Below are 20,980 nucleotides of genomic sequence, written 5' to 3'. Positions count from 1 at the left end.
CCAGGATCACCTGCGGCCGCCGAATTCCCAGTGGTGGATCTCGACGGTCTCGTAGAGGCCGTTCCTGGCGTAGGGTTCGTCCGCCATCAGGGTCTCGGCGGCGGTCCGGTCCGGGAGCTCGACCAACAGGGCGGTGCCCGCCCATTCGGTGCCGTCCTCGGAGAAGAGCGGGCCGTAGCCGATGAGGCGGTCGCGGTAGCCGCGGTCGAGGTATTCGTGGTGCGCCTCGTCCAGCGAATCGCGGGACGCGGCCGCCTCCGGCTTGGCGTGCGCGAGGATCAGGAAACGCTGGTACCCGGGAACCGCGCCGGTGAACTGCCACATCGTGCGGCCGAGGACGTTCCGCCAGCGGCGGATGAGGACCTCACGGTAGACACCGGCCTTGTAGTTGGGCTCGTCGAACGCGAATTCCCGCGCCGCCGCCGGATCGGGCAGGCCGGCGATGTGCAGGCTGCCGGTCGCCTCCTCGCCGTCCGGGGTGAGGGTGGGGCCGCGCGCGATCATCGTCTCGGCATAGCGGTCCATGAACGACCAGTGATCTTCGATCAGTTCCGCACGGAGGGGGGCGCTGCCCGGCCGGTCACGGCAGTAGAAGAAATACTCCACGTTGAATCGTACCAATCGCCACACCCGGTTGCCGACGCGTCTTGACGCAGGTCAGGGGTGGTGCGAGCGTGGAAATGATGGTGAAGGGGGACCCATCATGTTGGAGATCAAGAGCATCGAGAAGCCGGACGACCGGCGCGACATGCCGAGGGCGCACCTCGAACTCGTCAACCTGTCCGGGCTGGTGTTCGGCAAGGCGACGTTCGAGCCCGGCTGGCGCTGGACGGAGTCCGTCAAGCCGATCGCCGGCACGGACCTCTGCCAGGTGCACCACAACGGCTATGTCGTCCAGGGCCGGATGCGCATTCGCACGGAGGACGGAGCCGAAGGAGAGGTCGGCCCCGGCGACGTGTTCGTCGTCTCACCCGGCCATGACGCGTGGGTCGTTGGGGACGAGCCGTGCATCGCGTTCGACTTCGGGGGCGGCATCGGCGAATACGCGAAGGCCGACACCCACTGATCCAGTGGGTATCAGGGATTGAGGACGGCGAACGGGCCGCGGTTCTGGTCGCCGTTCGGTGAGTGCCATTCGGCCGTGACGGAACCCAATGCGTTGGGCGTCGTCTCCTGATCCCTGCGGAGAACGCGCACAATTCGGATCGTCAGTGCGCCGAGGGGCTCGGTCTGCACCGCGATGTCGGTGCCGTTCGGGGTGTCCTCGATGGAGGTCACCTCGGTAATGGCTGCGGTTTTGCCGGCCGTGAAGTCGCTGATGACGGACGGGTCAGGCGTGTCGCTCTGGCTCTGGTGCTGCGGTTCGGCCTGGCCTTGGAGAAGGGCTAGGAGCTGTCCGACGGCGACCGGGTCGTGCGCGGCGTCGTACACCCAGCGGCGTCCGAGCACGCCGTGCTCGGACGTGCCGATGAGCGCCGCCTCGGCTCCGTCGCGCGGCGCACCCCGGTAGGTGACCGGGACGTGGTAGGCGACGGGGGCGCCGCCGGAGACGTCCGTGACCACCATGAACTCGATCCCGACCTCGCCGTCCGGGTCGTCGAGCCGGAAACCGCCGGCCTTGGACAGCTCGGGGCCGTCCGGCGAGCCCGTGTACCAGGGCCGCGCGGGCAGCCACGCCGTGAGCAGCTCCAGCTTGCCGGGCGTCATCGTGGTCTTGTGGATGAAGGCCATGGCGCCGAATCTATCCCGCCGGTGATCATCGCAATTGTCCACACCCTGGCGAGGCGATGACTGTCGCGTCTGGGCCTGGACACCGCCGGGATTCGGAGAAGGATCGATGCGTGGTCACTAACGCATCCCCCGCCGGCAGCCCCACTCCCGCCGATCCGACGCCCGCTACGTCCAGCGCGTCCGTCACGTCCAGCCGCAGGACGTTCCTCTCCCTGTCCACCGCGGCCGCCGCCGTCACCGCGAGCGCCGGGGCCGGTGTCGCGCTGACCGGTGCGCCCGCGGCGGCGGCGCCGAAGGAGCGGACCTGGCCGGACGGGCCCGGCAGGCCCGTCACCGGCCAGCGGCCGGACGCCGAGCTGCGCGCCCTGCTCCGCGAGATCGACCCGGGCCGCGTGGAGGCGAACATCCGGAAGCTGGTGAGCTTCGGCACCCGGCACACGCTGTCGGTCCAGGACGATCCCGCCCGCGGCATCGGAGCCGCCCGCGACTGGATCCTCGCGGAGATGAAGCGGTACGCCGCCGCGTCGGGCGGGCGGATGACGGCCGAGCTCCAGTCCTACGTGCAGGAGCCGGGGCCGCGCATCCCGGTCGCCACCCGCATCACCAACGTGGTCGCGACGCTGCGCGGCTCGGGGAGCCCGGACCGGATCTACGTGGTGTCCGGCCACTACGACTCGCGCGTCACCGACGTCATGGACGCCACGTCGGACGCGCCCGGGGCCGACGACGACGCGTCCGGCGTGGCGGTCGTCATGGAGGTGGCCCGGGTGATGGCGAAGCGCCGTCCGGAGGCCACGATCGTGTTCACCGCCGTCGCGGGCGAGGAGCAGGGCCTCTACGGGGCCAGGTACCAGGCGAAGCAGTACAAGGCGGCCAACGCCGACGTGCAGGGCATGTTCACCAACGACATCGTCGGCAGCAGCACCGCCGACGACGGCACCCGCGACCCCCGCTCGCTGCGCCTGTTCGCCGAGGGCGTGCCCACGGCCGAGTCCCCGGGCGAGGGAGATGTGCGGCGGGCGGTCGGCGGCGAGAACGACTCCCCGTCCCGGCAGCTCGCCCGGTTCGTGTCGTCCGTCGCCGACAACGACGCGACCGGCATGCGCGTCCGGATCATCTACCGCCGCGACCGCTACCTGCGCGGCGGCGACCACATCGGCTACCTGGAGCAGGACTACCCGGCCGCCCGCTTCACCGAGCCCCACGAGGACTTCGCCCACCAGCACCAGGACGTCCGCGTCGAGGACGGCAAGCAGTACGGCGACCTGCCCGAGTTCTGCGACTTCGGGTACATCGCCCGCGTCGCCAGAGTGAACGCCGCCGCGCTGTGGTCGCTGGCCCAGGCGCCCGGGACGCCGAAGAACGCCCGCGTCCGCACCAGCGAGCTGACCAACGACACCGAGCTGGTCTGGGACCGCGGCACCGAACCCGACCTCGAAGGGTACGAGGTCGTGTGGCGGGAGACGACCAGCCCCGACTGGACGCACGTCATCCCCGTCGGGAACGTCACCGGGGTCAGGATCGACCTGTCCAAGGACAACGCGTTCTTCGGCGTCCGCGCCGTCGACCGCGACGGGCACCGCAGCCCCGTCGCGTTCCCCGTCCCGGGCTGAGCCGGGCCCTACTTCGCGGGCGTGTCCAGGAGGGGCGCGAAGCCGTCGTGGAGGCGCGCCAGGCCGAACTCGAAGAGCTGCTCGTAGGAGAAGTCGAAGGTCTTCTCGTCGAGGGAGGCCATGGTCGGGAAGGCGCCGCTGCCCAGGGCCTTCTCCAGCGTCGGTGACTGCTGCGCCCAGAACTCCTCGCTGCTGACGCCCGTCCGCGCCTCGGCGCGCAGCTCGCTGATGTGGCTGCGCGCCATGGCGTGGACGAGGTCGTACTGGACGCCGATCATCATCATCAGCGTCCGGTCGTCGGTGCCGAAGGCGCGCATCCGGCCGAGGAACCCGTCGAGCCCGCGCAGGGTGTTGGGGCCGAGGAGCGGACGGCTCTGGTCCACGAACGGGTACCACGGGTGGTCCATGCAGAGCCGCCAGTGGCCGCGCGCGTCGGCGGCCATGATCTCCCGCCAGCCGAGCGTCTCGTCCACGCTCCCGTCCCCGCATACCTCCTCGGTGGGGGTGACGACGTGGTCGAGCATGAGGTCGAGCAGCTCGCTCTTGCCCGGGACGTAGCGGTACAGCGACATCGTCCCGACGCCCAGATGGGTCGCGACGCGGCGCATCGACAGCGCTTCGAGCCCCTCGGTGAGGGCGATCGCGTCGGCGACCTCGACGGCCGCCGCGACGATCCGGTCGAGGCTGAGCGCGGGCGGACGGCCGCGCGCCGGCCGGACCCGGCCACCCCACAGCAGCTTCAGGCTGAGTCCGAGGTCGCGGTCGTCGCCGCCGTGCTCCCTTGCCATCGTGCGTCCCGCTCTTCCCGTCCGCGGCGCCGCCCGCCGCGCTCCGGGACATGACGCTATCGCGTGGGCCCTGCTCGACTTCGAGTATAGTGTACGCTAATTTGCGTAGGGCATACGCGAAATAGGAGGCGGCATGCCGGACAACGCGATCCTCGCCGAGGGGGTCCGCAAGAACTATGGAGACAAACGGGCACTGGACGGCTTCGACCTCGCCGTGCCGAGCGGCATGGTCTACGGCCTGCTCGGCCCGAACGGGGCGGGGAAGACGACCGCGGTGCGCATCCTGACCACGCTCGTCCGGCTGGACGGCGGCCGGGCCGAGGTCGCCGGGCTGGACGTCGCCACCCGGCCCCGGCAGGTGCGCCGCCGGATCGGGCTGGCGGGGCAGCACGCGGCGCTGGACGAGGTCCTGACCGGACGGCAGAACCTGCGCATGTTCGGCCGCCTGTTCCACCTGGGCAAGAAGCGCGCCGCCGAGCGCGCCGAAGAACTGCTGGCCCGCTTCGACCTGCTGGACGCGGCCGACAAGGGCATCAAGGAGTACAGCGGCGGGATGCGCCGCCGCCTCGACCTCGCGGCCAGCATGATCCTCGCGCCGGACGTCCTGTTCCTGGACGAGCCGACCACCGGCCTCGACCCGCGCGGCCGCAACGAGGTCTGGGACTCGGTCCGCTCGCTCGTCGCGCAGGGCACGACCGTCCTGCTGACCACGCAGTACCTGGAGGAGGCCGACCAGCTCGCCGGGCGGATCGCCGTCCTCGACCGGGGCAAGGTCATCGCGGACGGCCCGCCCGAGTCGCTGAAACGCCTCATCGGCGGCGACCGGATCGAGGTCGTCGTCAGCGACCCGGCGAACCTGGCCGCCGCGGCGGCGATCGTCGCCCGGGTCGCGTCCGCCGAACCGGAGGTCGAGGAGGCGGCGGCGCGGGTGCACGCGCCGGTCACCGAACGGGTGGCCGCGCTGACCGAGGTCGCCCGCACGCTCCAGGACGACGGCATCGGCGTCGAGGACATCGCGCTGCGCCGCCCCACCCTCGACGAGGTGTTCCTGCGCCTCACCGGCCACCGCGCCGAGAGCGAGCCTTCGGACGGCGCCCCGGAGAAGAAGAAGGAGAAGGTGACATCGTGAGCGTCCAGGCGCAGACCACCACCGCCGACGACGAAGGGCTCGGCGCGCGGCTCTACTGGGCGGCGGCCGACTGCTGGACGGTCGTCCTGCGCGGCCTGACCCACTACGTCCGGCAGCCGAGCAACATCGCCTGGCAGCTCGGGTTCCCGATCGTCTCCGTCCTGCTGTTCGGGTACGTGTTCGGCAGCGCGATGTCCGTCCCGGGCGGCGGCGACTACCGCGAGTTCCTGATGCCGGGCATGTTCGGCATGACGATGGCGATGGGCTTCATGAACACCGCGTACACCGTCGTCTACGACAGCTCGCGCGGCGTCACCGACCGGTTCCGGTCGATGCCGATGTCGCCGTCCGCCGTCGTCACCGGACGCGGCGTCGGCGACCTGATCGGCGCGTCCCTCGACCTCGTCGTCCTGGCGCTGACGGCGCTCGCGATCGGCTGGCGCTCCAGCGGCGGCCTGTTCGACACCCTCGCCGCGTTCGGGCTGCTCCTGCTGCTGCGCTTCGCGCTGATCTGGATCGGCGTCCTGCTGGGGTTGCTGATACCGAACGAGGAGGCCGCCGGAAGCCTGTTCGCGGTCGCGTTCCCGTTCTCGATGATCTCCAGCGCGTTCGTGGCGCCGTCGCTGATGCCGGACTGGCTCGGCACGATCGCGATGTGGAACCCGGTCTCCTCGACCGTGACCGCGTCCCGCGAGCTGTTCGGCAACCCGGCCGCCGTCGGCGACACCTGGATCGAGCAGCACGCCCTGCTGATGTCGATCGTCTGGCCGATCGTCGTCACGGCGATCTTCCTTCCGCTCGCCGTCCGCCGCTACCAGCGCCTCGGCCGTTGAGGCGCCGGAACCTGTGAACCTGTGACCGAGCCTGCACGTCGGTGATGTAGTGGCCGACAGGGGAGAGGCGGGGCGGCGTGCAGGCTTGGCTCAGTGTGGGGGGATCGCCGGACGGGGACGAGCCGGCCTCCCTGTACCGGTGGCTGTCGCAGGACGCGGAACTCCGCCGGGACGCGAAGGTGACGGTCGTCCCCGCACCTTCGCAGCCCGGCGACATGGGCGGCGGGCTCGAACTGGTGAACGTCGTGCTGAGCAACGGCATCGCGCTCAGCAGCCTCGTCGTCGCCGTGGTGTCGTGGGTCGGGACACGGCGATCGTCCCGTCCGGTGGTGCGGATCGAGTACGACGGCGTCTCGGTCACCATCGACGCCGACTCCCCTGACGCGGCCCAGGACGTCCTGCGCGCCCTGGGCGGTGGCACGCTGGACGGCGGGGAGCGGGGCGACGCTGAGTGACGGGCCTCCCGGACGCGGACGCCTCACGCGCGGTGCTCATCGGCGTCCACGGGTACGAGACGCTCGATGACCTCCCCGCCGTCGAGCAGAACCTGACGGGCCTCCGTGACGTGTTCACCGACCCGGCGCTGTGGGGCCTGCCGGAGGGCAACTGCGTCCTGGCCCCGCAGCCGCCCACGGCCCGGACGGTCCTCGACACCGTGTGGGAGACCGCCGCGCAGGCCACCGACGCACTGATCGTCTACTACGCCGGGCACGGCCTGACCGACCCGCACACGGACGAGCTGTGCCTCGCCCTTCCCGACTCCGACCCGGAACGTCCTTACACGGCCCTTCCGTACGAGTCCCTGCGCCGCGTGATCCTGGGCGCCGGTGGCCGGGCCCGCCGCAAGGTGGTGATCCTGGACTGCTGCTACAGCGGCCGCGCCCTGGTCGGCGGCATGAGCGCGAGCTCCCGGGTCGCCGACCAGGCGGTGGTGGACGGCACGTACCTGCTGACCGCGTCCGCCGAAACCCGCAAGGCACTGGCCCCGCCGGGCGAGCGATACACGGCGTTCACCGGCGAGCTGATCTCGACACTGTCGGAGGGTCTCCCCGGCGGCCCCGACTTCCTGGACATGGAGACCGTCTACCGGCAACTCCACACCCGCCTGTCCGCACGCTCGCGACCACTCCCGCAGCAACGCAACCGCAATGCCGGCGCCCGCATAGCCCTGGTCCGCAACGCGAACCGGACCGCCGATCCCGAACCGTCGCCGCCACCATCGCCGCCCGGCCCGCCCGCCGCTCAGGACCCGTGGGGGGCCGTCCATCAGGGTGCCGCGCTGCTCGCCTCCAAGATCGCCGGCACGCTCGGCCCGTCCCCCGCCACGGTCTACGCCCATTCGGACGGCTACCTCATCACCACCACCGACCCCGCGGTGATCTGCGAGATCACCACCGCCACCGAGCTGGAGGCCCAGTTCGGCGCCGCCATCGGGATGGAGGCCCAGTTCGGCGCCGAACTGGTCCGTGCGCTGGTGCACCGGATGCGCGCCGAATGGTCGGACGGTGCCGCCACCGCGGTCGTGATGGCCGAGGCGATGATCCGAAGGGCGTTCGTCCTGATCCGCGACGGCGCCGCGTCCCCCACCCGGCTCGCGGCCGAGCTGAACAGCTTCGGCGACCCGGCCGCGGACCTCGTGCGCCACAGTTCCTTCGAGATCGGGACCAGGGAACGGCTCGTCGAGGCCATGACGACCATGACGGGAGACCCGTCCGGCGCCGCGAAGCTCGCCGAAGCGGCCGACGCCGTGGGCAGGGACGGCGTCATCGTCGTGCAGGGGAACAGCGCCGAACCGGGCGTATCCATGCGCTACGAGCCCTACGAGTACTTCCTGCCCGTGGACCCGTCCGACGGCGAGCGCCTTCTCGGCCACGGCATGCTGGAGGCGGTCCTCCTGGTGGAGAACGAGCCGTCGTCCGGCGACCTGCTCCCTGAGAGGGAGTGGGAATCGCCCATCGTGCTGCGTCCCGCCCCGGGCGGAATCGCCATGGAGGTCAGGAGCATCACCGGGCCCGTGAAGGCGTTCCTGCCGGACGAGTTCCGGCTCGACACGCTGACCGACATCATCGACCTGACCGGGGCGGAACCAGTTCCGGGCACGGAGTCCCGGTACCGCGCGAAGATCCCCAAGGCCACGGTCGACCGCAACGGTCTCCACATCGTCCACAATGACCGGTCCAGCGATCATCGCGTGGCCCAGCTCGTCGCCCGGTTGCGCTCGCGGATCGACGAAGCGGAGTCTCCAGCCGCCCGCGCTGCCCTTGAGCGGCGCCTGAGCCGGGCCGCCACGGGTGTCGCCACCGTTCTGGTGGGCGTACCCGGCGAGCCGGGTCCTCGCCCGGAACGTGTGGAGACGTTCGTGCGCGCCCGGAACGTCCTGCCCACGCTCGTGAAGCACGGAGGCGTGGACGGCGGTGGAGCGGCCCTGCACGCCGCGGCTGACCACTTCTCGGGCTCGCGCATTGACCCGGCCACGGACGTCCTTTACGCGGGACTCACGGCCCCCCTCGCTCTTTTCATGGCCGCCTGCGGCCCCAGCACCGACCGGGCCTTTTCGATGCTCCGGTCGATGCCGGGCGTCAACGGGTTCGACCTGCGGACGGGACGGCTCGCCATGATGGCCGAGGCCGGGGTCGTGGATTCCGCCGCCGTGCTCGCCGGGGCCGTCACCGCGGCGGTGGAGACGACGCGGCAGTTCCTGACGCTTGCCTGAGACCGGAGGGGTAGGTTCAAGTGATGAACGTTCGGCCGACTCTTGAGGACATTCGGCGCGCGCCGAAGGTGTTGCTGCACGACCATCTCGATGGTGGGGTGCGGCCCGGGACCGTGGTGGATCTGGCGCGGGAGTCCGGGTACGCGGAACTGCCGAGCACGGACGCCGGCAACCTGGGCACCTGGTTCGAGGAGTCGGCCAACTCGGGGTCGCTGGAGCGGTACCTGGAGACGTTCTCGCACACCGTCGGGGTGATGCAGTCCGTCGAGGCGCTGACGCGGGTCGCCTACGAGTGCGCGGAAGACCTCGCGAAGGACGGCGTCGTCTACGCGGAGGTCCGGTACGCGCCCGAGCAGCATCTGCGGGACGGGCTGTCGCTGGAGCAGGTCGTCGAGGCCGTCCTGGACGGCTTCGCGCAGGGCGGCCGCGACCACGGCATCCGGGTCGGGACGCTCGTCACGGCGATGCGGCACCAGGCGCGGTCCATGGAGATCGCGGAGCTGGCCGTCCGGTACCGGGACGCGGGCGTCGTCGGGTTCGACATCGCGGGCGCCGAGGCCGGATACCCGCCCACCCGGCACCTGGACGCGTTCGAGTACCTCCAGCGGGAGAACGCGCACTTCACCATCCACGCGGGCGAGGGGTTCGGGCTCCCGTCGATCTGGCAGGCCATCCAGTGGTGCGGCGCCGACCGGCTCGGCCACGGCGTGCGGATCATCGACGACATCGAGGTGAACGGCGACGAGGCGAAGCTCGGGCGGCTCGCCGACTACGTCCGGGACAAGCGGATCCCGCTGGAGATGTGCCCCACGTCCAACATCCAGACGGGTGCGGCGAAGTCGATCGCGGAGCATCCGATCGGGCTGCTGCGGCGGCTGAGCTTCCGCGTCACCGTGAACACCGACAACCGGCTGATGAGCGGGACGACCCTGTCCAACGAGTTCGCGAAGCTCGCCGAGGCGTTCGGCTACGGCTGGGACGACCTGCAGTGGTTCACCGTGAACGCGATGAAGTCGGCGTTCGCGCCGTTCACCGAGCGGCTCGAACTGATCAACGGGGTGATCAAGCCCGGTTTCGCGCAGCTCAAGTGGAGCGGCGCCCGGCCCCTGGCATGATCGAGCCATGCTGACCATTCGTTCCACCGGCGGGCGCGTCGCGGCGTACGCGTGGCTGGTGTTCGCCGCGCTCAACATCGCCGACCTGCTGTTCGGCATCACCGGCGACGCGAGCTACTCGCCGATGACGTTCGGCATCGGCGCGCTGCTCCTGCTCGGCTGCGGGATCGCGTACGCGGTCGGGCTGCGGCCCGCGATCCTCGGGGACGACGACGCCGTCACGATCCGCAACCCGCTGCGGGACGTCCGGGCGCCGTGGGCCGCGGTCCGCCGGATCGAGGGCACGAACGCGGTGGCGGTGCGGTTCACCGGCCCGGACGGGGCGGAGGCGGAGACGCGCGCCTGGGTGCACCAGACGTCGCCGCGCGCGCAGGCGAAGGCGGAGGCGCGGGCGCGGAAGGAAGCGAGCAGGCAGCAGGAGTTCGACCTGCGCGGCCGGACCCCGGCCGCCTACGCGGCGCAGCAGCTGACCGAGATCCGCGACCGGCAGCGGCCCCGGACCGAGTCGGGCGCGCCGGACCGGGCCGCCGCCGAGAAGCAGGCGGCCGATGAGGCGGCGCGGGGGACCGTGACCTGGTCGATCCCTGCGCTGGCGGGGCTGGGCGTCCCGCTGGTGCTGCTGGTCGTGGTCCTGGTCGTGGGCGCGGTCAGCTGAGCGCGGCGGAGACGGCCTCGCGGAGGGCGTCCAGCTCGGCGGCGGCGCGGGCGCGTGCCGCCGCGACGTCGCCGCCGTCGCCGACCGGTTGGACGACCTCCAGGTAGCACTTGAGCTTCGGTTCCGTCCCGGACGGGCGGATGATCACTCGCGAGCCTCCGGCCAGCCGGAACCGCAACCCGTCGGTGGGCGGCAGGCCGTCGGAGGGGGCGGCGAGGTCGTCGAACGACTCGACCGCGCGTCCGGCCAGGCCGGACGGGGGAGCGGCGCGGAGCCGGGTCATCGCGGCGGTGATCAGGGACGGGTCGTCCACCCGGACGGAGAGCTGCGAGGTGGCGTGCAGGCCGTGCGCGCGGGCCTGGTCGTCGAGGAGGTCGAGCAGGGTGCGGCCGTTCCGGCGCGCCTCGGTGGCGAGGGCGGCGACGGCGAGGGCGGCGGAGATCCCGTCCTTGTCGTTGACGAGGACGCCCCGGTCGTCGCCGACGCTGTACCCGAGGGCCTCCTCGTAGCCGAACACCAGCCGGTCGGACCGCCCGCCCGCCCTCATGATCCATTTGAAGCCGGTCAGCGACTCCGCGAACCGGACGCCGTGCGCCGCCGCGATCGAGCGCAGCAGCGACGACGACACGATCGTCGTCACGACCAGCCGGTCGTCGCCGCTGGTGTGGCGCAGGACGTGCTCGGCGAGCAGCCCGCCGAGCTCGTCCCCGGTCAGGACGCGCCAGCCCCCGTCGCTCCCCGGGACGGCGACGGCGCAGCGGTCGGCATCCGGATCGTTGGCGATCACCAGGTCGGCGCCGCGCGCGTCGGCGAGCGCGAGGGCCAGGTCGAGTGCGCCTGGTTCTTCGGGATTCGGGAACGCGACGGTCGGGAAATCGGGATCGGGGTCGGCCTGCTCGGCGACGACGGCAGGCACCGGGAATCCGGCGCGGTCGAAGGCCGCGAGGAGGACGTCGCGCCCTACCCCGTGCATCGGCGTGTAGACGATCGACAGATCGCCGCCGGTGAAGCCGAGGTCCAGGGACGAAACCGCGTCCAGGTAGAGGCCGACGTCGGTGTGGACGGGCCAGCCGGTGCCCAGGGGCAGCTCGTCCACGCGGCCGACGGCGTCGATCGCGGCGGAGATCTCCGCGTCCGTGGGCGGGACGATCTGTGCCCCGTCCGACCAGTACACCTTGTAACCGTTGTCGCGGGGCGGGTTGTGGCTGGCCGTCACCATCACCCCCGCCACCACGTCACCGTGAGCGCGGGTGAAATGCGCGAGGACGGGGGTGGGGACCGGGTCGGCGAACACCTCGGGCCGCAGGCCCGCCCCGCTCAGCACCGCCGCCGTGTCGTCGGCGAACCGCCGCGAGCCGTGCCGGGCGTCGAAACCGATGATCACCCGGCCGCCGGGCGGCAGGCAGGCGGCGAGCCCGGCCGCCGCGCGCAGCACCGTGACCCGGTTCATCCGGTTCGGCCCGGCGCCGAGTTCGCCGCGCAGCCCGGCCGTGCCGAACTCCAGCCGCGCGCCGAACCGCGCGGCGAGGGCCCGGTCGTCGCCGCCGTCCAGGATCGCGCGGAGTTCGGTGCGGGTCTCCGGGTCCGGGTCCTGCGCCAGCCACTCCTCGGCGTCCCGGCGCAGGTCGCTCACGGCATCGCTCACGGCATCGCTCACAGCTTCGCCAGGACGGTCGCGAGGAGGGACCCCATCCGGCCGGCGGACGCGCGTCCCGCCGCCAGGACCTCCTCGTGGTCGAGGGGCTCCTCCGACAGACCGGCCGCGATGTTGGTGACCAGGGAGATCCCGAGGACGTCGGCGCCGCCGCGGCGGGCCTCGATCGTCTCCAGGACGGTCGACATGCCGATCAGGTCCGCGCCCAGCGTGCGGAGCATCCGGATCTCGGCGGGCGTCTCGTACGTCGGGCCCCGCAACGCCGCGTACACCCCCTCCGACAGCGTCGGGTCGACCTCCCTCGCGAGGGTCCTGAGCCGTCCCGAGTACGCCTCGGTCAGGTCCAGGAACGTCGCGCCGGTCAGCGGGTTCGCGCCCGACAGGTTCAGGTGGTCGGAGATCAGCACCGGCTCGCCGACCTTCTGGTGCTCGGGCCGCAGCCCGCCCGCCGCGTTGGTGAGCACCATCGTCGGCACCCCGGCGGCCAGCGCCGTCCGGACCGGATGGACGACCGCGTCGACGCCGTGCCCCTCGTACAGGTGCGTCCGGCCCAGGAACACCAGGGTGCGGCGCCCGGCGACGTCCACGACCCGGACGCGTCCCGCGTGCCCTTCGGCGGCCGGGGGCGCGAAGCCCGGCAGCTCGGTGACCAGCAGGTCGGCGGACGGGGTGCCGAGCGCGTCGGCGGCCGGGACCCAGCCCGAACCCATCACCAAAGCGACGTCGAAGGAGTCCACGGACGCGCGAGCGCGCAACTCATCCGCGGCAGCTCGCGCCAATGCAAAAGCGTCGTTGCTCACCTCGCCGACGATACCGGCGCGGATCAGGACGCCGGACGGCTAGGGCTGGTCGCCCAGGGACTTGCACGGACGGGTCCGCAGGTCCTTCACGTAGTCGTCGGGCGCGCCGGCCTTCTCCGCCGCGTCGGCGAGGATGCCCAGGTAGCGCGCGGACGGGAGCCCGCCCTCGTAGTCGTCCAGGACGTACATCCAGCACAGCACGTCGCCGTCGAGCGTCTGCACCCGGACCCTGATCTTGCGGTAGACGCCGAGCGCCGCGCCCTCCCAGGCGTCGAGCTCCTTCTCGTCCCAGGCGGGCACGTCGTAGTAGACGACGAACACCTGCTCGGAGTCGTCCTCGACGACGGTCGCGAGAGCGCCGTCCCAGCCCTTGTCCTGCCCCCCGAAGGTCAGCCGCCAGCCGGCCAGCCAGCCGGTGCCGCGCATCGGCGAGTGCGGAGCCCGGCTCGCCATCTGGTCGGGATCCATGTTGGAGGCGTACGCCGCGTACAGTGCCACGTTGGCCAAGGTTACGCCACATGTGCCGGCCGGCCGGGAGGAAGCCCGCATCGGTATCGGTGCGCGCCGCGGAACCGGCTCGGCGCGCCCGGCGAAACCGGTTCGCTCCAGGACTTTTCACTCCCGTGAGTAGGAAACAATGGAAGATGTGACCCGAATCGTGATCATCGGAGGAGGGCCGGGGGGCTACGAGGCCGCGCTGGTCGCGGCGCAGCTCGGTGCCGACGTGACCGTCGTCGAACGGGACGGTCCGGGCGGTGCCTGCGTGCTCACCGACTGCGTGCCCTCCAAGACGCTCATCGCCACCTCGACCCGCATCGCGGTCATGACGGAGTCGGACCGCCTCGGCGTGCGCTTCAACGGCGGCCCGGACGGTGTCGTCGGCGCGCTGGAGGCCGACATGGTCACCGTCAACAAGCGCGTGAAGGACCTCGCCCGCGCCCAGTCGTTCGACGTCGCCGAGCGGCTCGCCTACGAGGACGTCAAGATCGTCCGGGGTGAGGCGCGGCTGGTGGAGCCGCATGTCGTCGAGGTCGGCGACCAGCGGATCCAGGCCGACAACGTGCTGATCGCGACGGGCGCGACACCGCGCGTGCTGCCCGGCGCTGAGCCGGACGGCGAGCGCATCCTGAACTGGCGCCAGCTCTACGACCTGCCCGACCTGCCCGAAGACCTGATCGTCGTCGGCTCCGGCGTGACCGGCGCCGAGTTCGCCGGGGCGTACCTGTCGCTCGGGTCGAAGGTGACGCTGGTGTCCTCGCGCGACCGGATCCTGCCGACCGAGGACGCCGACGCCGCCGCCGTGCTGCAGGAGGTGTTCCTGCGCCGCGGGATGAAGGTCATGTCGCGGTCGCGGGCGGCGGCCGTGGAGCGGTCGGGGAACGGCGTGATCGTCACGCTGGAGGACGGGACGAAGGTCGAGGGCAGCCACTGCCTCATGACCGTCGGCATGATCCCGAACACCGCCGGCATGGGCCTGGAGGACGTCGGCGTCCGCTGCGACTCGCGCGGCTTCGTCGAGGTCGACAAGGTGTCGCGGACGTCCGTCCCGCACATCTACGCGTCCGGCGACTGCACCGGCGTGCTGATGCTGGCGTCGGTCGCGGGCATGCAGGGCCGTATCGCGATGTGGCACGCGCTGGGGGAGGCGGTGCAGCCGCTGAAGCTCGGCTGGGTCGCGTCCAACATCTTCACCGACCCGGAGGTCGCGGCGGTCGGCGTGACGCAGCACATGGTCGACTCGGGTGAGGTCAACGCCCGGACGGTCATGCTGCCGCTGTTCACCAACGCGCGGGCCAAGATGCAGGGCTTCGAGGACGGTTTCGTGAAGCTGTTCTGCCGTCCGGCCACGGGGATCGTGCTGGGTGGCGTGATCGTGGCGCCGCGGGCGAGCGAGCTGATCCTGGGCGTGTCGATGGCCGTCCAGCAGCACCTGACCGTCAACCAGGTGGCGCAGACGTTCGCGGTGTACCCGTCGCTGTCGGGCAGCATCACTGAGGCGTCCCGGCGGCTGATGGCCGAGCACGCCTACTAGGCGCGCCCGGCCACCGAACCGTCAGAAGTAGCGCAGGGCGACGTACGCCCACGCCATGAAGGTGCTCACCAGCGTGATGCCGATCCCGTAGCGGGTGAACTGCCAGAAACTGATCGGGTGACCGGTCCTGGCGGCGATGCCGATCGCGACGACGTTGGCGCTCGCGGCGACCGCCGTCCCGTTCCCGCCGAAGTCGGCGCCGAGCGCGAACGACCACCACAGCGCGTCCGCCGTCTGCGGGTCGGCCCCGGCGGCCATCCCCTCCACGATCGGCGCCATCGTCGCCGTGTACGGGATGTTGTCGAAGAACGCGCCCAGCACGGCGGACCCGAACACCAGGGCGGTCGCGGCGGCGAAGTAGTTGTCGCCGATCGCGTCCGCCGACCAGGTGCCGATGTTCTCGATGACGCCGGTGTGCCCGAGGCCCGCGACCATCACGAACAGGCCCATGAAGAACACCAGGACGCCCCACTCGACCTCCTTGAGGACGTCCGCGACCTCGACCTTCGTGACCAGCAGCATGACGCCCGCGCCGACGAGGGCCACGATCGACGGCTCCACGTGCAGCACCGAGTGCAGCGAGAACCCGACGATGATCAGCCCGAGCACGACCAGGCAGCGCACCAGCAGCCTGTGGTCGGTGATGGCCCTGCGCTCGTCCAGCGCCATCACCTCGTCCACGTACCGCTCGTCGTAGGTGAACGACTTGCGGAAGATCCACCGCGACATCACCACGAACGTGGCGAAGATGATCACCACGATCGGCGTCATGTGCGCGAGGAAGTCGTTGAACGTCAGCCCCGCGCGGCTGCCGATGATGATGTTCGGCGGGTCGCCGATCAGGGTCGCCGCGCCGCCGATGTTGGACGCCAGCAACTCGGCGATCAGATACGGCTGCGCCGGGATGCGCAGCCGGTTGCAGACCACGACCGTCACCGGCGCCACCAGCATGATCGTGGTGACGTTGTCCAGGAACGGCGACGCCACGGCGGTGATCGCCATCAGCATCACCAGCAGCCGGTACGGCCTGCCCTTGGAGCGCTTCGCCGCCCAGATCGCCAGGTACTCGAACAGCCCGGTGCCCTTGATCACGCCGACGACGATCATCATGCCGAGCAGCAGGAAGATGACGTTCCAGTCGATGCCCTCGTGCTCGGAGAAGAAGACGTCCGCGCCGGAGGTCAGCCCGAGCACGGTCATCGCACCGGCCGCGATCAGGACGACCTTGACCTTGTCGACACGCTCCGTCGCGATGAAGAAGAACGCGACGACGAAGATCCCGAGCGCTACGCCAGCGCTCACCGCACGCCCCTGGGCGCACGGGACCGCCGGGTCGGGCGTCGTCGAGTCAGGCGTCGTCGGGTCTGGCCAGCGCCAGCGCGGACAGCAGCCGGTCGAGCGTGATCGCGCCGGCCAGCAGCCCGGCGTCGTCCACCACGGCGACGACGGGGCAGCGCTGCCGCGCCATCAGCGTGGCGAGCTCCAGCAGCGTCGCGGACGCCTTCACGATCACCGGGCGGGGAATGTGCGTTCCGAGGCAGTCGCCGACCGTCCTGTCGCGGAGCTCGTGCCAGAAGACGTCGGCGTGCGCCTCGTCCACGGCCCGGGTCAGCGCCGGATCCTCCTGGTAGGCGGCGGGCACCGCGAGCCGCAGCACCTGCGTCCCCGGCAGGACGACCCGGGGCCGCTGCTCCGCGTCGATCACGATCAGCCCGGGCAGGCGGCCGAGCGCCATGACCTGGATCGCGTGGGCGATGGGGTCGCCCAACGTCACGGTCGGCACCTGTACGGCGATGTCCCGCGCTTGCATCCTGGTGGTGTCCTTCCGGCTCCCGGAGAGCCTTGTCCCTCGTGCTGATAGATCCCTCCTCCTGACGCCGGGGAACGGCCCGTCGCAGGACGGCCGCCGTCGCCCGGTGGCCGGGGGACGGCGTGCGCCGCTGAACCGTTGAGACATGCGTCCGCCCCTTTCTGCGTACGCTGTCCAGTCTTTGCGGCGACGGTCCGGGCCGATATCGGGTCCGGCCCCCATATCGGCCGGGAGGAATCATGTATCTGCAGGTGGCGGGGATCTCCCGTGAGGTCCCGAGCCTAGGATGAGGACGAGACCGGAGGTGATCGGGGTGCACACGCGCGAGTCCGCCACCCGGATTCTGCTGGCCGACGACCACGCGCTGGTGCGCCGCGGGCTCCGCCTGATCCTGGACGCCGAACCCGACCTGACCGTGGTCGCCGAGGCCGCCGACGGCGCGGAGGCGATCGACGCGTGCGCGGGCGGCGACGTCGACCTCGCGATCCTCGACATCGCGATGCCGCGGATGACGGGCCTTCAGGCCGCGCGGGAGATCTCGCGGCGGTTCCCGTCCGTGCGGACGCTGATCCTGTCGATGTACGACAACGAGCAGTACCTGTTCGAGGCGCTGAAGGCGGGCGCGTCCGGGTACGTGCTGAAGTCCGTCGCCGACCGGGACCTGCTCAACGCCGTCCGCTCCGCGATGCGCGACGAGCCGTTCCTGTACCCGGCCGCCATCACCGCGCTGATCCGCGAGTACCTGGCCCGCGACCGGGACGGCGACGCCCCCGACAGCGTCCTCACCCCGCGCGAGGAGGAGATCATCAAGCTGGTCGCGGAGGGGTACTCGTCCCGGCGGATCGCGGAGACGCTCACGATCAGCGTCAAGACGGTCGACCGGCACCGCGCGAACATCCTCGGCAAGCTCGGCATGCGCGACCGGCTGGAGCTGACCAAGTACGCGATCCGCGTCGGCCTCGTCGAACCCTGACCTAGGGCGCCGCCGTCCGGCGTGCGCCCGATGGCGGGATGACCAGCCTGATCTCGGTGCCGCCGCCCTCTTCGCCGGCCGGGCCGACGGTGAGCTGGGCGCCGATGAGCATCGCCCGCTCCCGCATCCCGTGGATTCCGGCGCCCATCTCGGTGGGCGGGCCCGAGCCGTCGTCGACCACCCGCAGGACGACGCGGCCGTCATCGTCCTGGGTCAGGGACAGCTCGGCGTTCCGGGCGCCGGAATGGCGCCACACGTTCGTCAGTCCCTCCTGCGCGATCCGGTAGATCACCAGCTCGGCGTCCGGGCCGAGGCCCACCAGGCCGGTCTGGACGCGGCGGGTCACGCGCGGCCCGCCCGCCTCGGAGAAGTCCGCGGCGAGGGCGGTGAGCGCGCTGGTCAGGCCGAGGTCGTCCAGGACGCCCGGCCGCAGCCGCCGCGCCACCTGGCGGACCTCGTCCAGGCTCGACCGGACGGTCTCCTGCACGCCCCGCAGCTCCTCCGCCACGTCATCCGGCGCCTTGTTCACCACCGACTTCAGCTCAAGCAGCACGACGGTGAGACTCTGGCCGATCTCGTCGTGCAGCTCCTGCGCGATGCGGCGGCGCTCGGCCTCCTGGGCGTCCAGGACCACGGCGGTGCTGGTGCTGCGGTCGGCCTCCAGCCGGTCCAGCATCGCGTTGAACTGGTCGACCAGATGGAACAGGTCGCCGCTCCGGCCGGTCGCCAGCCGGTCGCCCGAGCGCAGCGAGTCGAGCCGCGTCACCAGCGCGGTGAGCCCCTCCAGCGGCGCCAGGCTGGCGCGCAGCAGGACCGCGTTCGCCGCCATCATCACCGCGAGCCCGACCACCAGCACGGGCAGCTCCCGCAGCAGGACGAACGACGACACGGTCACGGGCGCCACCGCCAGCGCCACCGTCCCCGCCGCGAAGATCAGCCCGTTGATTCCGAGGATGCGCCAGTACAGCGCCGACGCGGGTGTCCTGCTCATGGGTCCACGTCACCGCATGACGTCATGTCTTGTCCATGCGTGACACCCCGGGCGCGGGTGCATGGCCCCTTGCGCGTTTGTGCAGGGTGGGACCGGGACGTAATGGGCATCCGGGCCGATGTCGGTGCCTCGTTCCGTCGCCGATGGTGGAGGGAGCGCAGCCGTTTCCGAGCCGGAGGTGGGTGGGTCAGGTGGGCGTTCTCTCCGCGATCCTCGTGGTCCTGGGGGTGGGGGCGGTCGTCTTGGCGGTGTCGGGGGTGCGGCGGGTCGGGGCGTCCGAGCGGCTCGTCGTCCAGCGGTTCGGTGGGACGCCCGAGGTCCGCGGTCCTGGGCTGCGGTACCTGCTGCCGCTCGCCGACACGGGCGTCCGCGTCCCTCTGGACCTGCCGCCGCACCACGTCTGGTTCAAGGCCATGACCAGGGACGGCGTCGCCGTCCAGGGCAAGGCGCTGGCGACGATGCGGGTGGCCGACCCCGTCCGGTACGCGCAGGCGCCGGACTCGCCGTCCTCGGCCGCGCAGGCGCTCATCCAGGTCTCGCTGCGCGACGTGATCGCCGCCCGGGACCTGGCGGACCTGCCCGCGCTGCTCGATACCAGCGACGATCCCGACCTGGTCGGGCACGTCAACCGGGCGGTGCGGCCATGGGGGATCGTCGCCGGGCTGGTCGCCATCGTCGACGCGACGATCCCCGTCGTGCGGGACCGGCATGCGCGCGGGAACGCCGGTCAGAAGCCGCCGAAGTCGCCCCCGCCGAACCCGCCGCCGAAGTCGCCGCCGCCGAAGTCCCAGCCGCCGCCGATGTCGCCCTCCATGCCGGCGCCGGCGTCACCGCCGTAGCCGCCCCAGCCGCCGCTCATCATCGAGCCGAGCATGGTGCCGATCATCATCCCGCTGAGCAGGTCGATCCCGCCGTAGCCGTAGTAGTAGCCGCCGGCGTACGGCCCGTAGGCGGGGCCCGCGTCCCAGTAGGGGCGGCGGGCGCCGCCGGACGGCACCATGCGGACGTCCGGGGCCGTCCCCTTGAGGACGGCCTCCGCGTCGGCCGCGCACGCCGGGACGGAACGCTCGACACCGCCGGGCGGCGCCCACAGGACGTCCTCGACGGACGGCCCGTGCTGCGGGTTGAAGAAGCACGGCGCACGCCGCTCCGGGACGGGCTCGTTGGCGAGGCGGGCGCGCGTCGCGGTCATGTAGTAGCGGCCGTCTTCCAGGGCGGTCGTGACGGCCTGCATGTCCTGCGGTATGGCGGCGTGCGCCGTCTCCCGCTTGGCCTGGTCGTAGGAGTTCATGGCGCGCTCGTAGTCGGCGCGGGTGTCGGGATCGAGGCCCTTGTCCATGACGTCGAGGTCGAGGCGCGCGATGTCCTCGCCGAGGAGTGTCACATCCTCCTCGACACCGGCCTTGAGGTCGGCCATCTGCCGGGCCTCGCGGTCGAGGCGCCGCTTGCGGACGACGAGGAACCCGCCCGCCGCCGCCGCGACGACCATGAGCAGGACGCCGAGCGTCACGTACGTGCCGATCGTGCTGGACCGGGCCTTGTCGTCGACCTTCTGCTCCGCGAGGTCGCCGAACTGGATCAGCCGGTCCTTCAGCGGGGTGCCGTTGGTGCGGGTGACGAGCTGGTTGATCTCCTGCCGGTCGAGCTTCTTGGACATCCCGGTCATGCGGCGGCCGTCGGCGGTGACGGCGACGTAGGTCTCGCCCTTGCCGACCCGCTCCGCGACGGCCGGGAGCAGCTGCCGGACCTCGGCCGGGGTGATGTCGTTGCGGACGACGACGGCGCGGATGTCGGCGTCCCGGTCACCGCCGAGGGCCGAGGTGATCGCGTTCCGGTCGGCCTGGGCCAGCGCGTTCCCGGCCTCGCTCGTCACGTAGAGCCGCGAGTCGATCAGGCCCCTGGCGATCTGCCCGACGTTGTCGGCGGGCGCGGTGGTCCGTGTGGTCGTGATGTGCGCTGCGGTCGTGATGTGCGCTGCGGCGGGCTGTGCCGGGGCGGCCTGTGCCGGGGAGGTGAAGGCGAACGCCGGCAGGGCGACGGCGGCGACGATCGCCGAGACGGTGCCCCGGCGTACCGCCCGGATGGCCCGGTTGTCGGTGCTCATGCGTGCTCCTCGTGGGGGGACGACCCCCCGCACCCCCCG

The 20,980-nt window shown here is 71.7% G+C and carries 21 protein-coding genes; 11 read left to right on the top strand and 10 right to left on the bottom strand.

What is annotated here, in order from left to right; genetic code table 11:
• Window positions 1–6 precede the first annotated feature (6 nt).
• Window positions 7–606, bottom strand: a complete 600-nt coding sequence (locus ACH34S_RS04425) for a YciI family protein (protein ID WP_395951063.1) — start codon at window positions 604–606, stop codon at window positions 7–9.
• A 97-nt stretch (window positions 607–703) separates the two neighbouring features.
• On the opposite strand from ACH34S_RS04425, the gene ACH34S_RS04420 reads away from it, so the two are divergent.
• The gene (locus ACH34S_RS04420) at window positions 704–1,066 is read left to right on the top strand and encodes a cupin domain-containing protein (protein ID WP_395951062.1); all 363 of its coding nucleotides are present in this window, start codon (window positions 704–706) and stop codon (window positions 1,064–1,066) included.
• Window positions 1,067–1,077: 11 nt separating this feature from the next.
• Here the strand turns inward: ACH34S_RS04420 and ACH34S_RS04415 are convergent, their stop codons facing one another.
• Entirely contained in the window at window positions 1,078–1,731 is a 654-nt protein-coding gene (locus ACH34S_RS04415; protein ID WP_395951061.1) for a 1,4-alpha-glucan branching protein, read from the bottom strand.
• 110 nt (window positions 1,732–1,841) lie between these two features.
• Between ACH34S_RS04415 and ACH34S_RS04410 the strand changes: the two genes are divergently transcribed.
• The gene (locus tag ACH34S_RS04410; protein WP_395951060.1) at window positions 1,842–3,344 is read left to right on the top strand and encodes a M28 family metallopeptidase; all 1,503 of its coding nucleotides are present in this window, start codon (window positions 1,842–1,844) and stop codon (window positions 3,342–3,344) included.
• A gap of 8 nt (window positions 3,345–3,352) precedes the next feature.
• Here ACH34S_RS04410 and ACH34S_RS04405 read toward each other — a convergent pair whose 3' ends face one another.
• Complete coding sequence (locus ACH34S_RS04405; RefSeq protein WP_395951059.1) at window positions 3,353–4,132, bottom strand: TetR/AcrR family transcriptional regulator; 780 nt, start codon at window positions 4,130–4,132, stop codon at window positions 3,353–3,355.
• 133 nt (window positions 4,133–4,265) lie between these two features.
• Between ACH34S_RS04405 and ACH34S_RS04400 the strand changes: the two genes are divergently transcribed.
• The 6 genes from ACH34S_RS04400 (at window position 4,266) to ACH34S_RS04375 (ending at window position 10,577) form a co-directional block, all read left to right on the top strand.
• Window positions 4,266–5,261, top strand: a complete 996-nt coding sequence (locus tag ACH34S_RS04400; protein WP_395951058.1) for an ATP-binding cassette domain-containing protein — start codon at window positions 4,266–4,268, stop codon at window positions 5,259–5,261.
• Window positions 5,258–6,094: an ABC transporter permease gene (locus ACH34S_RS04395; RefSeq protein ID WP_395951057.1), complete on the top strand. Its 837-nt coding sequence runs from the start codon at window positions 5,258–5,260 to the stop codon at window positions 6,092–6,094. Before ACH34S_RS04400 ends, ACH34S_RS04395 begins: the two co-directional genes overlap by 4 nt.
• 95 nt (window positions 6,095–6,189) lie before the next feature.
• Entirely contained in the window at window positions 6,190–6,549 is a 360-nt protein-coding gene (locus ACH34S_RS04390) for a hypothetical protein (protein WP_395951056.1), read from the top strand.
• Complete coding sequence (locus ACH34S_RS04385) at window positions 6,546–8,807, top strand: caspase family protein (protein WP_395951055.1); 2,262 nt, start codon at window positions 6,546–6,548, stop codon at window positions 8,805–8,807. The genes ACH34S_RS04390 and ACH34S_RS04385 overlap by 4 nt, the downstream gene beginning before the upstream one ends.
• 23 nt (window positions 8,808–8,830) lie before the next feature.
• Complete coding sequence (locus tag ACH34S_RS04380) at window positions 8,831–9,922, top strand: adenosine deaminase (RefSeq protein WP_395951054.1); 1,092 nt, start codon at window positions 8,831–8,833, stop codon at window positions 9,920–9,922.
• Window positions 9,923–9,929: 7 nt separating this feature from the next.
• Window positions 9,930–10,577, top strand: a complete 648-nt coding sequence (locus ACH34S_RS04375; protein WP_395951053.1) for a PH domain-containing protein — start codon at window positions 9,930–9,932, stop codon at window positions 10,575–10,577.
• Here ACH34S_RS04375 and ACH34S_RS04370 read toward each other — a convergent pair.
• From ACH34S_RS04370 to ACH34S_RS04360, 3 genes are read right to left on the bottom strand one after another with little or no spacing between them, the layout of a single operon-like run.
• Window positions 10,570–12,222 carry a phospho-sugar mutase gene (locus ACH34S_RS04370; protein ID WP_395951052.1) on the bottom strand — a complete coding sequence of 551 codons (1,653 nt, stop codon included), beginning with the start codon at window positions 12,220–12,222 and terminating at the stop codon, window positions 10,570–10,572. The genes ACH34S_RS04375 and ACH34S_RS04370 overlap by 8 nt on opposite strands.
• 8 nt (window positions 12,223–12,230) lie before the next feature.
• Window positions 12,231–13,031: a purine-nucleoside phosphorylase gene (locus ACH34S_RS04365; protein WP_395951051.1), complete on the bottom strand. Its 801-nt coding sequence runs from the start codon at window positions 13,029–13,031 to the stop codon at window positions 12,231–12,233.
• Between the two features lie 39 nt (window positions 13,032–13,070).
• Complete coding sequence (locus ACH34S_RS04360) at window positions 13,071–13,529, bottom strand: gamma-glutamylcyclotransferase (protein ID WP_395951050.1); 459 nt, start codon at window positions 13,527–13,529, stop codon at window positions 13,071–13,073.
• A gap of 148 nt (window positions 13,530–13,677) precedes the next feature.
• Between ACH34S_RS04360 and ACH34S_RS04355 the strand changes: the two genes are divergently transcribed.
• Window positions 13,678–15,063 (top strand): NAD(P)H-quinone dehydrogenase, encoded by a 1,386-nt coding sequence (locus tag ACH34S_RS04355; protein ID WP_395951049.1) that lies wholly within the window; start codon window positions 13,678–13,680, stop codon window positions 15,061–15,063.
• A 21-nt stretch (window positions 15,064–15,084) separates the two neighbouring features.
• On the opposite strand, the gene ACH34S_RS04350 is transcribed toward ACH34S_RS04355, so the two are convergent.
• Window positions 15,085–16,365, bottom strand: a complete 1,281-nt coding sequence (locus tag ACH34S_RS04350; protein WP_395951048.1) for an SLC13 family permease — start codon at window positions 16,363–16,365, stop codon at window positions 15,085–15,087.
• A gap of 46 nt (window positions 16,366–16,411) precedes the next feature.
• On the bottom strand, window positions 16,412–16,873 hold the full coding sequence (locus tag ACH34S_RS04345; protein WP_395951047.1) for a CBS domain-containing protein: 462 nt from the start codon (window positions 16,871–16,873) through the stop codon (window positions 16,412–16,414).
• 286 nt (window positions 16,874–17,159) lie between these two features.
• Between ACH34S_RS04345 and ACH34S_RS04340 the strand changes: the two genes are divergently transcribed.
• The gene (locus ACH34S_RS04340) at window positions 17,160–17,846 is read left to right on the top strand and encodes a response regulator (protein WP_395951046.1); all 687 of its coding nucleotides are present in this window, start codon (window positions 17,160–17,162) and stop codon (window positions 17,844–17,846) included.
• Between the two features lies 1 nt (window position 17,847).
• On the opposite strand, the gene ACH34S_RS04335 is transcribed toward ACH34S_RS04340, so the two are convergent.
• Window positions 17,848–18,837 carry a sensor histidine kinase gene (locus ACH34S_RS04335; RefSeq protein ID WP_395951045.1) on the bottom strand — a complete coding sequence of 330 codons (990 nt, stop codon included), beginning with the start codon at window positions 18,835–18,837 and terminating at the stop codon, window positions 17,848–17,850.
• A 191-nt stretch (window positions 18,838–19,028) separates the two neighbouring features.
• On the opposite strand from ACH34S_RS04335, the gene ACH34S_RS04330 reads away from it, so the two are divergent.
• Complete coding sequence (locus ACH34S_RS04330) at window positions 19,029–19,676, top strand: SPFH domain-containing protein (protein WP_395951044.1); 648 nt, start codon at window positions 19,029–19,031, stop codon at window positions 19,674–19,676.
• On the opposite strand, the gene ACH34S_RS04325 is transcribed toward ACH34S_RS04330, so the two are convergent.
• Window positions 19,565–20,941, bottom strand: coding sequence for a hypothetical protein (locus ACH34S_RS04325; protein ID WP_395951043.1), 1,377 nt, complete (start codon window positions 20,939–20,941; stop codon window positions 19,565–19,567). The two genes, ACH34S_RS04330 and ACH34S_RS04325, sit on opposite strands and share 112 nt — an antisense overlap.
• Window positions 20,942–20,980 lie beyond the last annotated feature (39 nt).

Source organism: Actinomadura sp. 3N508 (assembly GCF_044326375.1).
Classification (GTDB): Bacteria; Actinomycetota; Actinomycetes; order Streptosporangiales; family Streptosporangiaceae; genus Spirillospora.
This window is presented reverse-complemented; position numbering and strand designations above follow the sequence as displayed.